Origin of the sequence: Pseudomonas sp. SJZ078, from assembly GCF_007828255.1 — a bacterium.
Lineage (GTDB): Bacteria > Pseudomonadota > Gammaproteobacteria > Pseudomonadales > Pseudomonadaceae > Aquipseudomonas.
In genome coordinates this window covers 161,520-174,170 of the sequence record NZ_VIUG01000003.1, presented here as the reverse complement: position 1 = coordinate 174,170, position 12,651 = coordinate 161,520, and the positions used below count along the sequence as shown (strand labels likewise).

At 60.9% G+C, this 12,651-nt stretch carries 11 protein-coding genes; 7 read left to right on the top strand and 4 right to left on the bottom strand.

Translation table 11 applies throughout. From position 1 onward, the window contains the following. Positions 1-56 precede the first annotated feature (56 nt). From FBY02_RS04530 to FBY02_RS04515, 4 genes are all read left to right on the top strand, one after another. The gene (locus FBY02_RS04530; RefSeq protein WP_144923925.1) at positions 57-2,633 is read left to right on the top strand and encodes an EAL domain-containing protein; all 2,577 of its coding nucleotides are present in this window, start codon (positions 57-59) and stop codon (positions 2,631-2,633) included. Positions 2,634-2,670: 37 nt separating this feature from the next. Then, positions 2,671-3,465: an exodeoxyribonuclease III gene (gene xth / locus FBY02_RS04525; protein WP_047703772.1), complete on the top strand. Its 795-nt coding sequence runs from the start codon at positions 2,671-2,673 to the stop codon at positions 3,463-3,465. Between the two features lie 104 nt (positions 3,466-3,569). Then, a complete protein-coding gene (locus tag FBY02_RS04520) occupies positions 3,570-4,388 on the top strand; it encodes an arylamine N-acetyltransferase (RefSeq protein WP_144923922.1) in 819 nt (272 codons plus the stop codon). Positions 4,389-4,525: 137 nt separating this feature from the next. Next, positions 4,526-6,046: a nucleobase:cation symporter-2 family protein gene (locus FBY02_RS04515; protein WP_144923919.1), complete on the top strand. Its 1,521-nt coding sequence runs from the start codon at positions 4,526-4,528 to the stop codon at positions 6,044-6,046. Between the two features lie 189 nt (positions 6,047-6,235). Here FBY02_RS04515 and FBY02_RS04510 read toward each other — a convergent pair whose 3' ends face one another. Next, positions 6,236-6,586 carry a hypothetical protein gene (locus FBY02_RS04510; protein WP_144923916.1) on the bottom strand — a complete coding sequence of 117 codons (351 nt, stop codon included), beginning with the start codon at positions 6,584-6,586 and terminating at the stop codon, positions 6,236-6,238. A 167-nt stretch (positions 6,587-6,753) separates the two neighbouring features. On the opposite strand from FBY02_RS04510, the gene FBY02_RS04505 reads away from it, so the two are divergent. Continuing rightward, positions 6,754-7,575 carry a shikimate 5-dehydrogenase gene (locus FBY02_RS04505; protein WP_144923913.1) on the top strand — a complete coding sequence of 274 codons (822 nt, stop codon included), beginning with the start codon at positions 6,754-6,756 and terminating at the stop codon, positions 7,573-7,575. 3 nt (positions 7,576-7,578) lie between these two features. On the opposite strand, the gene FBY02_RS04500 is transcribed toward FBY02_RS04505, so the two are convergent. After that, positions 7,579-8,226 carry a YceH family protein gene (locus tag FBY02_RS04500; protein WP_144923910.1) on the bottom strand — a complete coding sequence of 216 codons (648 nt, stop codon included), beginning with the start codon at positions 8,224-8,226 and terminating at the stop codon, positions 7,579-7,581. Positions 8,227-8,355: 129 nt separating this feature from the next. Between FBY02_RS04500 and FBY02_RS04495 the strand changes: the two genes are divergently transcribed. Further along, on the top strand, positions 8,356-8,865 hold the full coding sequence (locus FBY02_RS04495) for a DUF1993 family protein (protein WP_144923907.1): 510 nt from the start codon (positions 8,356-8,358) through the stop codon (positions 8,863-8,865). A 186-nt stretch (positions 8,866-9,051) separates the two neighbouring features. Here FBY02_RS04495 and sstT read toward each other — a convergent pair whose 3' ends face one another. Beyond that, positions 9,052-10,284 carry a serine/threonine transporter SstT gene (gene sstT / locus FBY02_RS04490; protein ID WP_144923904.1) on the bottom strand — a complete coding sequence of 411 codons (1,233 nt, stop codon included), beginning with the start codon at positions 10,282-10,284 and terminating at the stop codon, positions 9,052-9,054. A 282-nt stretch (positions 10,285-10,566) separates the two neighbouring features. Between sstT and FBY02_RS04485 the strand changes: the two genes are divergently transcribed. Further along, positions 10,567-11,772: an MFS transporter gene (locus tag FBY02_RS04485; RefSeq protein WP_144923901.1), complete on the top strand. Its 1,206-nt coding sequence runs from the start codon at positions 10,567-10,569 to the stop codon at positions 11,770-11,772. Here the strand turns inward: FBY02_RS04485 and nhaR are convergent. Beyond that, entirely contained in the window at positions 11,714-12,607 is an 894-nt protein-coding gene (nhaR, locus tag FBY02_RS04480) for a transcriptional activator NhaR (RefSeq protein WP_144923899.1), read from the bottom strand. The genes FBY02_RS04485 and nhaR overlap by 59 nt on opposite strands. Positions 12,608-12,651 lie beyond the last annotated feature (44 nt).

Here is a 12,651-nt window from a genome sequence, read left to right as displayed (position 1 = left end):
GACAAGGGTCCACTGCTCAGCATCTCGCCGTTCGCCGATCGGACAGGAGCAGGTATATGGAGACCGCCGCCGATATTCCTTCCAGTGTCACGCGCCACACACCGATTACCCGACGACTGGTGGCCGCGGTCGCCGGGTTGTTTGTCCTGGGGGTCCTGGTGGCCGTTGCGGCACTGTTCAATATTGCCCGGCAGTTGGATGCAGAGGATGTGCGCAAGACGCACTTCTACATTGAACGCGCCGTGGAAAATCGCATCATCGCGTCGAAAAACTACATCACCAGTTACACCTACTGGACTACCGCCTATGAGCACCTCAACGGTGACGTCGATGTGCAATGGGCCTACGCGGAACAGAACATGGGCAAGACCCTGTTCACCAACGATGGCTATGAGGGAGTGTTCGTCGTCGACCGTGAGCGCACCAAATACGCGGTGGTGCGGGGGCAGCATGTCCAGGCGGAGGCGACAACGTATCTCGACGCGCCGTTGAAGGACCTGGTGGATCAGCTCCAGGGGCAATCCGACCTGACCGTTCCTGCGGTCCGCTACACCTTGTTCGAAGGCTGGCCGGCCATCGTCACCGCTTCGGTTATCCTGCCCAATGACGAGCGTCCCCGGGTCGATGCCAAGAGCACGTCGATCCTGTTGTTCGTCGACCAGCTGACCCAGGTCAAACTGCGCGCGCTGGGCAAGCGTTACGGCCTGACCGACCTGAACCTCAAGAAGGATAACGAACTTGCGTCCGGCCAGCCGGCAGTGCCGCTGGACAGCACCGGCTACAGCCTGGTGTCTCGCCTTGAACAGCCGGGCCGGCAATTGCTCTGGTCACTGATGCCGCCATTGGGTGGGGCGCTGTTGATCCTGGCGCTGCTTACTGCCTATTTTTTCCGCTATGCCCTGCGCACGGCGCGGCAGGTGGACGCCAGCTACGACAGCCTGGAACGCTCGACCCAGGCCCTGGAAGCCAGCGAAGAGCGTTTCCGGGCCGTGGCCGAGGCTGCTTCCGACTGGATCTGGGAAGTCGACGCTCAACAACACATCACTTATCTGTCGGGCCGCTTCAACACGGTCACCGGCTTTTCCGCCCAGCAATGGCTGGGCCAGGACATCGAGCAACTCCTGTACTGCGACACCACCCCGATTGCCCTGTGGCTCGGCGACCTGACGGAAGAGCAGAGCGCAAGCAACCTGCGCTGTTCCTACCGTGATCATTCCGGGCAACTGCGCTTCTGCCGGGTTTCGGCGCGGCCGATCTACGCCAGGTCCGAAGTGGTGGGCTACCGCGGCACCGCCAGCGACATCACCGATGAGGTCGCCGCCCACGCCCAGGTCCAGCATCTGTCGCTGCACGATGCGCTGACGGGCCTGCCGAACCGCAACAAGCTGGCGCGGCACCTGGAAGAGGCGCTGGCCGCCAAGGAGCATTCCGCCCCCTTGACCTTGCTGATGGTGGACCTGGACAACTTCAAACCGATCAACGATTCCCTGGGCCATCCGGCCGGCGACGCGGTATTGCTGGAAGTCGCGCAGCGCTTGCGTGACAGCACCCGTGAGCAGGATCTGGTGGCACGGTTGGGCGGCGATGAATTCGTCGTGGTGCTCAGCGGGATGGAGAACACCACTGAGATCGACCGATTCTGCGCTCGACTGATCGATAGCCTGCAGCAACCGATCCACTACGAAACCCATGCCCTGCACATCGGTGCCAGCATCGGTATTGCCGTGAGTCGTCGTCAGGGTTACGTGCCCGGCGAGTTGATTCGCTGTGCCGACATTGCCATGTACCAGGCCAAGTCCGAGGGCAAGAAGACCTGGTGCTATTTCGCCCCACAGATGAACGATCAGATCCAGCATCGGCGCCAGCTGGAAAGCGACCTGCGCCAGGCGCTGAAGAACAACGAATTCATCCTGCATTTCCAACCGCGCTACAAAGTCGACGGCCGGGAAATCGTGGCCGTCGAGGCCTTGGTGCGTTGGCAGCATCCCACCCAGGGCCTGCTCGGTCCCGATGCTTTCATTCCGCTGGCCGAGCAGACCGACCTCATCGTTCCGCTTTCGCGCTGGGTGCTGCGTGAAGCCTGCGAAACCGCACTGACCTGGCCTGGGGACCTGATGGTGTCGGTCAATCTGTCGCCGGCGCAGTTCGAGCGCAGCGATGTGGTGGAGGATGTACGCCAGGTGCTGGTCGAAACCCGTTTCCCTGCGAGTCGCCTGGAACTCGAAATCACCGAGAACGTGATGCTTAACGATGTGGACGGCGCCCTGCAGGTGATGAATGCCCTGAAGGAGCTGGGCGTGCGGTTGAACATGGATGATTTCGGGACCGGCTACTCCTCCCTGGGGTACCTGCGTACCTACCCCTTTGACGGGATCAAGATCGACAAGCGTTTCATCGCCTCCATGAGCAACAGCAGCAACGACCGCGCGGTGGTCCAGGCGATCATCAACCTGGGCAAGGCAATGGGCCTGACCGTCACGGCCGAAGGCGTGGAAACCCTGGCCCAGCTGGGTTCGCTTGGCTCGGATCAATGCCATGAGGTACAGGGCTATTTCCTCAGTCGTCCGATCGATAAGCAGGCATTTTCCGACTTGCTGGAAAACTCTCGGCCGCTGTCGAAAACCGGCTCCTGAATACTCCTGACGTCCTGGTACTTCGAGGTCCTGGCCCATGAAAAAACTGCGCATCGCGACTTTCAATATCAACGGTATTCGCGCTCGGTTGCCCAACCTGCTGGAATGGCTGGAGCGGGAGAAACCCGACATCGTTTGCCTGCAGGAGCTCAAGGCGCTCGACAGGGATTTCCCGGCGGCCGAGCTGGAGTCGGTGGGTTATGGGGCGATCTGGCACGGCCAGGCTTCCTGGAACGGCGTCGCGATACTGGCCCGTGATGCGCAACCGCTGGAGAGTCGGCGCGGCTTGCCCGGCGATGAAGGCGACAGTCACAGTCGCTATCTGGAGGCGGCCGTGCATGGCGTGCTGGTCGGTTGTCTCTACCTGCCCAACGGCAACCCACAGCCAGGGCCCAAGTTCGATTACAAACTGGCGTGGTTCGAGCGATTGATCGATTACGCCCAGGCGTTGCAGGCCAGTGATCACCCCGTGGTGTTGGCCGGCGATTACAATGTGGTACCCACCGACATGGATATCTACAACCCGCGCTCCTGGCTCAAGGACGCGCTGTTGCAGCCCGAAAGTCGCGAGTGTTATCAACGGTTGCTGGACCAGGGCTGGACGGATTCGTTGCGCCATTTGTACCCGGACGAGCGGATCTACACCTTCTGGGATTATTTCCGCCAGCACTGGCAGAAAAACTCCGGGTTGCGCATCGATCACCTGCTGCTCAACCCCGCAGCAAGCCCCTATCTGAGTGAGGCGGGCGTGGACGCCTGGGTCAGGAACCAGCCGCACCCCAGCGATCATGCACCCACCTGGATCCGGCTGGCTTCACGCAAGCGACGCTGACCGACAAGCCCAACGGGACCGGTTGTCGCTGCAAGAATAATGCCTTATACCTTGCTCCAGCAGATGGCTTACCGTAAGCCCTGCATTGGATAAAGGACACCCTCATGGACACCTCACGACTGAGCGATACGGGCCGTTATCTGCAACGCCTGGGTTTGGACGCACCCCCAGCGCCGACCCTCGACACCCTGCGCCTGCTCCAATGGCGCCACACGGCTGAATTCCCTTTTGAAACCCTCTCGACACTGCTGCGTCTGCCGGTGCCGATCGAGCTCGAAGCGGTGGAGCGAAAAATCTTCGAGCAAGGACGCGGCGGCTATTGCTACGAACTCAATCAATTGTTCCTGGTGCTGTTGCAGACGCTGGGCTTTGACGCCCGAGGCATTACAGGACGGGTGGTGATGAACGCACCCGAAGGTGCCTGGACCGCTCGCACTCACCGTCTCAGCCTGGTGACGATAGACGGCGTGCGCTATATCACCGACGTTGGCTTCGGCGGCATGGTGCCCACCGGGCCGCTGCTGCTGGACAGTCGTGACAGCCAGGCCACTCCCCATGAACCTTACCGTATCGAAGAGCATCCGGACGGCTATCTGCTGCGTGCCAACGTCGCGGGCGAATGGCGGCCGATGTACCTGTTCGACCTACAGCGCCAGGAAGACATCGACTACACCGTGGGCAACTGGTACGTCAGCAGCCACCCGGACTCGCCGTTCATGGGCCGGCTGATGGCGGCCCGCACTGGCGATGGCCTGCGCAAGACCCTCAACGGCAACAGCTATGCCGTGCACCGGATAGGGCAGAAGAGCGAGCGGCGGGAAATCACCGATGCCGATGAACTGATCGATTTGTTGGAAAATGAATTCGGTCTGCGTGTGCCGCCGCGCGAGCTGTTGCGGCCAGCAGTGTCGGGGCTGCTCTGACAGTGGGATGGGCATCCTGAGGATGTGATGACCTTTAGGTCGTAATGTGGCTAAGAAGTTGTATACAACTCTATGGACATTTGTCCTGAGTTTTGAATACAGTGTGCCCATAACAAAAAACAGGGAATCCCCGAACCATGAAAACGCCCCATGTTTCACTTCCACGGCCCGAGGACGAAAACCTTGGTATCGGTGCGAATATGGCTTACGGCCTGCAGCATGTGTTGACCATGTATGGCGGCATCGTCGCGGTGCCCCTGATCATCGGCCAGGCGGCCGGGCTGTCTTCGGCGGACATCGGTCTGTTGATTGCGGCGTCATTGTTTGCGGGGGGGCTGGCGACCTTGTTGCAAACCCTTGGCCTGCCGTTTTTCGGGTGCCAGTTGCCCTTGGTGCAAGGTGTATCGTTTTCTGGGGTCGCGACCATGGTGGCGATTGTCGGGACTGGCGGGGAGGGGGGCTTCCAAGCCATCCTGGGGGCCGTGGTCGCCGCGTCCCTGATCGGTTTGCTGATCACCCCGGTGTTTTCGCGAATCACCCGTTTCTTTCCGCCGCTGGTCACCGGCATCGTCATCACCACCATTGGCTTGACGTTGATGCCGGTGGCGGCGCGCTGGGCCATGGGTGGTAACAGTCACGCCGCTGATTTCGGCAGCATGGCCAACATTGGTCTGGCCGCCGTCACGCTGGTGCTGGTGCTGTTACTCAGCAAGATGGGCAGTGCGACGATTTCCCGGTTGTCGATTCTGTTGGCGATGGTGGTTGGTACGGTGATCGCCGTGTTTCTCGGCATGGCTGATTTCTCATCCGTCAGCGAAGGCCCGATGTTCGGCTTTCCCACGCCATTCCATTTCGGCATGCCGACGTTCCACGTCGCCGCGATCCTGTCGATGTGCATCGTGATCATGGTGACCCTGGTGGAAACCTCGGCCGATATCCTGGCGGTGGGCGAGATCATCGACACCAAGGTCGACTCGAGGCGCCTGGGTAACGGCCTGCGGGCGGACATGCTGTCGAGCATGATCGCGCCGATCTTCGGTTCCTTCACCCAGAGTGCCTTTGCGCAGAACGTCGGCCTGGTGGCGGTGACCGGAATCAAGAGCCGTTTCGTGGTCGCCACCGGTGGGTTGTTTCTCGTGGTGCTGGGGCTGTTGCCATTCATGGGCCGGGTGATCGCTGCGGTACCGACCTCGGTCCTGGGTGGCGCAGGCATCGTGCTGTTCGGTACCGTGGCTGCCAGTGGCATTCGAACCCTGTCGAAAGTCGACTACCGCAACAACGTCAACCTGATCATCGTTGCCACCTCCATCGGTTTCGGCATGATTCCTATCGCCGCGCCAAACTTCTACGACCATTTCCCGACCTGGTTCGCGACGATCTTCCATTCGGGCATCAGTTCCTCGGCGATCATGGCGATCATCCTCAACCTGGCCTTCAATCACCTCACCGCAGGCAACTCCGACCAGCAGTCAGTCTTTGCCGCCGGCACCGAGCGGGTGTTGCGTTACCAGGACCTGGCGGCGCTGCGTGAAGGCGATTACTTCAGCGACGGCAAGCTGCATGATTGCGATGGCAATGAAATTCCGGTGCTGGCAGAGCCTTCCCACTCGACTGCGGAGCATGGGCCGATGCGGTTGAAAAGCGGCGAACATGCCTGACTGGGCCAGTTGAACATCAGCGGCAAATCCCCTGTGGGAGCGGGCTTGCTCGCGAAGGCGGTGTGTCAGGCAACATCAGTGTGATCGACAGACCGCTTTCGCGAGCAAGCCCGCTCCCACAGGTTTTGTGGTGTTCACATAATAAAAAACAGCCTGTGATCCTCGATCACAGGCTGTTTGTCTATTCGCTTACCAGCGACCGTAATGGCCGTGGGGCGGGCCGTAGTAGTAGCCCCGTGGTGGCCCGTAATACACCGGTGCTGGGCGATAGTAGATAGGCCGCTCGATGTACACCGGCTGTGGCTCGTAATAGACCGGTGGGGGTTGTTGTACATAAACCGGTTGCGGCTGGACGTAGACCGGTTGTTGCACGTACACCGGCCGGTCACGGTTGATGAGCGCCGAGCCGACAATAGCCGAGCCGACGATTGCACCGAACACTGCGGGACCCTCCCAACCACCGCGACCATGGGCGGATGCCTGGCCGGTGACCGCGAGTGCCCCCACGAGCAGGGCGATGACAGGGAGTTTACGATTCATGGTGGTTCCTCGTTTGGCCCCGTTTGCAACAGACCGCTGAAAGGTCACGGGGGTACTTGCTCTGACAACGATTTTCCCAGGATTTGCAGCGCCGTTGGGTAAATATTGTGTAAGGTCGGGCGGGCGGTGATCCCGCTTGTCAGAAAGTGGAATGCAAGGAAATAAACATGCAAATCAATCCCAACAAAGACACCCAACTGTGCATGTCGCTGTCGGGGCGGCCCGGGAATTTCGGCCTGCGTTTTCATAATCACTTGTATGAGCAACTGGGCCTGAATTTCTATTACAAGGCCTTCAGCAGCCAGGATCTACCTGGTGCGGTCGGCGGTATCCGCGCCCTGGGCATCCGCGGGTGCGGGGTGTCGATGCCGTTCAAGGAGGCCTGCATTGCCCTGGTCGATGAACTGGACGCCTCCGCCGCCGCGATCCAGTCCATCAACACCATCGTCAATACCGATGGCCATTTGAAGGCTTACAACACCGACTACATCGCGGTTGCCCAATTGCTGCAGACCCATGCCGTGCCCAAGGACTCGACCTTTGCCCTGCGCGGCAGCGGCGGGATGGCCAAGGCCGTGGCCAGCGCCCTGCGTGATGGCGGCTACCAGCAGGGGCTGATCGTCGCCCGCAACGAAACCGCCGGACGGGCCTTGGCCGAGTCCCTGGGATATGAGTGGCAAGCCGAGCTGGGTGAGCAACGGCCGCGGATGCTGATCAATGTCACACCGATTGGCATGACCGGAGGGCCGGAAGCCGATCAGCTGGCGTTCGAGCCCGTTGCCATCGCCGCAGCCGAGACCGTGTTCGACGTGGTGGCAATTCCATCGGAAACCCCGCTGATCGTGCGTGCCCGGGCTGAGGGCAAACGAGTCATCACCGGGTTGGAGGTAGTTGCCATCCAGGCCCTGGAGCAGTTCGTGCTTTACACCGGCGTGCGGCCGAGCCTGGAGCAGTTCGAGAAAGCCGTGGCGTTTGCCCGGTCCGCTTAGGGCTTATTCCAGACGCGCGAGGCGTTCCTCCAGCGCCACGATCCGCGCTTCGAGCTCTTCGATGCGCTCCAGCGAGACGCCGCTGCCGGCACCGCGTTCCACCGGGTGCTGGCGGGCGGCGAGGATCGCTTCGATGTCCGCCGGGTCGCCCATGGCATGGACATAGCGGTCTTCCCGCTGGCCGGCCTGGCGTGGCACCAGCAGCGCCAGCCCGCGGGCGATCAGGCGTTCAAGTTGATGCAGCACTTGGTCGGTGTCTTCGAAATCATGCATGCGGCCACTACGGGTCAACAACTCATTGACCGTTTGCGGGCCGCGCAGGAACAACAGGCCCATCAGGATGACCTGGGCCGGTACCAGTTCCAGGGCCTTGTCGACCCGATGCTCCCAGCGGTCGGCGCGGCTGCCCATGACCAGTTTGGTAAAGCCGCGACCCTCCAGCGCCCGCAAGCTCTGGCCGACCTGCCCCGGGGTGAGGTTCATCACCGGTTCACGGCTGGTTTTCTGGTTGCAGGCCAGTACCAGGGCGTTGAGAGTCAGTGGGTAGGTTTCCGGGTTGGTGGCCTGTTTTTCCACCAGGGCACCGAGGATGCGGATTTCCATGCTGTTGAGCCTTGCTTGTTCGGCCTGGCCTTGTTCTTCGATGCTCATCGCGCGTCCCCTATGCTGTGAAGCCGCCTAGCCTAATCCTTGCGCAATAAAAGACAAGGTGTGCAACAAGCCGTGGCTATAATCGCCTCCGTTTGCTGTGTTCCTTCCTTTCACCTGCATGAGATCGCCATGACTATTTCTCTTTATGCCGCTTCCATCCCGGTTTTCAAGCAGATGCTCAACGCCATGAGTGACGTCCTGAATAAGGCCGAAGCCCACGCGACTGCGAAAAACATCGAGCCGAACGCTTTCCTGCAAGCCCGCCTCTACCCGGACATGTTTCCGCTGGTGCGTCAGGTGCAGATTGCCGTGGATTTCGCCAAGGGCGTGTCCGCTCGCCTGGCCGATATTGAAGTACCCAAATATGACGACAGCGAAACCACCTTCGCTGAGCTGCAAGCCCTGATCGCCAAGGTATTGGCCTTCATCGACGGCATCAGCCCCGAGCAGATCGATGGCAAGGAAAATATCGAGATCGTCACCCGCCCGGGCACGCCGAAGGAAAAACGCTTCACCGGCCAGAATTACCTGCTGACCTATGGCCTGCCGCAGTTCTTCTTCCACGTTACCACCACTTATGCGCTGCTGCGTCATAACGGTGTGGAAGTGGGCAAGCGCGACTATATGGGCGCGTTCTAAGCGCGCAACCATGAAAAAGCCCGGGACGGTGTGAGCCGTTCCGGGCTTTTTTTGCCTGTTGGTCACCGGTGAAGGTGCCGCCTATCCCCACAGAGGATTCAGGGTGGATACAAATCCCGAGACCACTCTAAAACAAATGTGGGAGCGAGCCTGCTCGCGATAGCGACGGCACCTTCACCGCAGCCATCAAGCCGTACGTGCGAGCCTCTGTTCCTCACCCAGGCAAGCCGCCGCGGTGAACAGCACATCGGTGGACGAGTTCAACGCCGTCTCCGCCGAATCCTGCAGGACACCGATGATGAATCCCACGGCAACCACTTGCATGGCGAGTTCACTCGGGATACCGAACAGGCTGCACGCCAGGGGAATCAGCAGCAGTGAACCACCGGCCACACCGGACGCGCCGCAGGCACAAATGGCCGCGACGACGCTCAGCAATACCGCTGTCGGAACATCCACCACGATCCCCAGGGTATGCACCGCAGCCAGGCTCAGCACGGTGATGGTGATAGCGGCGCCGGCCATGTTGATGGTCGCGCCCAGTGGAATCGATACCGAGTAGGTATCCTCGTGCAGGCCCAGGCGTTTGCTCAGTTCCAGGTTCACCGGAATGTTGGCCGCTGAACTGCGGGTGAAGAACGCGGTGATGCCGCTTTCGCGCAAGCAAGTGAACACCAGCGGATACGGGTTGCGCCGCAGTTTCCAGAACACGATGAGCGGGTTGATCACCAGTGCGACGAACAGCATGCAGCCGATCAGCACGGTCAACAGATGCAGGTAACCGAGCAGGGCGCCGAAGCCGGAGGTGGCCAGAGTCGAGGCAACCAGCCCGAAGATCCCCAGCGGGGCGAAGCTGATCACCAGACGCACGATCGCGGTCACGCCGTTGGACAGATCATCGAGCATGGTGCGTGTGGTTTCGCCGGCGTGGCGCAGGGCAATTCCCAGGCCGATGGCCCAGGCCAGGATGCCGATGAAGTTACCGTCGGTCAGCGCCCGGACCGGGTTATCCACGACGCTGAGCACCAGGCTTTGCAGCACTTCGCCGATGCCACCGGGAGCGGTGACAGCTACGTCCTGGGCGGACAACACCAGGCTGGAGGGGAACAGGGTGCTGGCTACCACCGCAACTACCGCCGCTGCGAAGGTGCCCAGCAGATACAGGAGCAGGATTGGCCGGATATGGGTCTGCTGGCCTTGCTTATGGTTGGCGATCGAAGCCATGACCAGCACGAACACCAGGATGGGGGCGACCGCCTTGAGGGCGGAAACGAAGACCTTGCCGATGAATGCGGTGGATTTCGCCACATCCGGCGCCAGCCACGCCAGGGCGATACCGATGATCAGGCCGATGACGATTTGCGTCACCAGGCTGGTGCGTTTGAAGCGTTGTAGAAGGGAAGGGGATAAAGCAGTCATACGGCTATCCATGTGTTTTTTGTTGTGGGCAACGGTCCGCGTTCAGGGCAACAAGCGGGCAGGCCACGTGAGCGGGACCGGAAGAATGTTCGATGTTTGCGGGGCGCGGACTTTAGCACAGCCCGGTAAAGAATCTGACGGACCTGTGACGATCCGTCACTCGGGTGTTTAAGCACATTTGTCTGTGGCCCACATTCTGTTAGGCTTTGATTCTCTCACCTCTCTCTTCCTCCAGCGGGCCCTCAGGCCAACGCTGGTGTTGTCGTTTTCTCGGAGTTCTGCATGTTGTTAGCCATTTTCCTGTTGTCGGCTGCCGGTTTCACGGTGCTGACCACGGAATTCATCATTGTTGGCCTGCTGCCATCCGTCGCTCGCGACCTGCACGTCAGCATTCCCCAGGCCGGGTTGCTGGTGACGCTGTTCGCGTTTACGGTGGCGGCGTTCGGGCCATTCCTGACAGCCTGGTTTGCCCGTTTCGAACGGCGCAGACTGTTTATCAGCGTACTGCTGATGTTCGGCCTGGCCAACACATTGGCCGCCGTTGCCCCCGATATCTGGGTCATGGCCCTTGCCCGGTTGATCCCGGCCCTAGGCCTGCCGGTATTCTGGGCGCTGGCCAGCGAAACGGCGGTGGACATCGTCGGGCCGCAGCACGCCGGGCGGGCCATTGCCCGGATCGGCTTTGGCATTGTCTGCGCCACGGTATTCGGAATCCCGGTGGGAACGCTGGTTTCCGATGCGTTCGGTTGGCGCAGTGCTTTCGCGATCCTCGCCGTCATCGCCTTCGCCAAGGCGCTGTTGCTGTTCATCTACCTGCCGAAGACGAACCTGCACCTGCATCAAGTCAGCTTCCGCTCGCAGTTCAAGATCCTGCGCAGCCCGTTGATGCAAGGCCACGTGCTGTTGTCGATCCTGGTATTCAGCGGCATGTTCACCGCCTACACCTACCTGGCCGACATCCTCGAACGTCTCGCCGGGTTCGATGGCACGCTGGTGGGCTGGTGCCTGATGGGGTTCGGCGCAGTGGGGCTGGTGGGCAATTCCCTGGGTGGCCGAGCGGTGGACCGGCATCCGCTGATCGCGTCGATGGTGTTTTGCCTGTTCATGATCGGCGGCATGGTGGCGTTGGTGCCGAGCATTCATTCGAGCCTGTGGCTGGCCGCGGCGATGGCGATCTGGGGTGTGACCCAGGCCGCGCTGTTCCTGGTCAGTCATGTGCGACTGATGAAGGCCGCCCCAGAGGCGCCAGCCTTTGCCGCGTCGCTCAACATCGCTGGCGCCAACCTGGGGATTGGTTTGGGGGCGATGGTCGGCGGGCGGGTCATCGATACGCTGGGCCTGGGCAGCGTCGGTTTTGCGGCGGCCGGTTTCATCCTGCTATCGATCCTGCTGGCGTTGCTGCTGATGACCTTCAAGCCCCGACACGCGTCTAGTGGAACAACTCGCGACGTGCACCTTCGGCAATCGCGACGATGCCCGGGTGGCTGACCTTGCGCTCCACGGAGATGGCATAGAACGACTCGCTCACCGCGTCGGTCTGGCCGATCTCCTGCACACCATACTGGCGCTTCACTTCTTCGGCGATCACGCTCGGGCCGATGAAAATGCCGCTGCCTGACTGACCGAAGGCCTGCATCAACGCACTGTCATCGAATTCACCGACGATGCGCGGCTGGATCTGCTGCTCGGCGAACCAGCGTTGCAGGCGGCTGCGGACCACGGTTTCTGGACCGGGGATCAGCAGCGGGGCGTCCTGCAGGCCTCGGGGAAAATCCTGCCCGTAGCGTTCGGCCAATGCGGCGGTGGCGAAGAAGCTGATGCCGCATTCCCCCAATTTCTGGCTGTAGCCTTTGATGTCCAGGTGACTGGGCATCGGGCTGTCGGAAATCACCAGGTCCAGGCGCTGGATCGCCAGGTCCGCCAGCAGCCGTTCGAGTTTGTCCTCGCGACAGGTGACGCGCAGCGGTTCGCTCAGTTCCATGGTCGGCGCCAGTAGTCGATAAACGATGGATTTGGGTACTACATCCGCCACCCCCACCCGGAACAACGTCTGCTGTTCGTTGGGCTGGGCACGCAACATCAGCTCCAGTTCGCCTCCCAGTTGGAACATGTGCTCGGCGTAGGGCAGCGTCTGGCGACCGGCTTCGGTCAGCTCCAGTTGTCGTCCGACACGGCGGAACAATTTGATGTTGTACGTCTGCTCGAACAGGGAAATCTGCCCGCTGATGGTCTGTGGGGTCAGGTTCAACTGCTCGCACGCCCGCACGATGCTGCCTGTCTTGGCTACGACCCAGAAGTAATGCAGTTGCCGATAATTGAGCATGGTTCACTTGGTTTCGTAAAAATCGAAGTATAACCGCTGAAAAT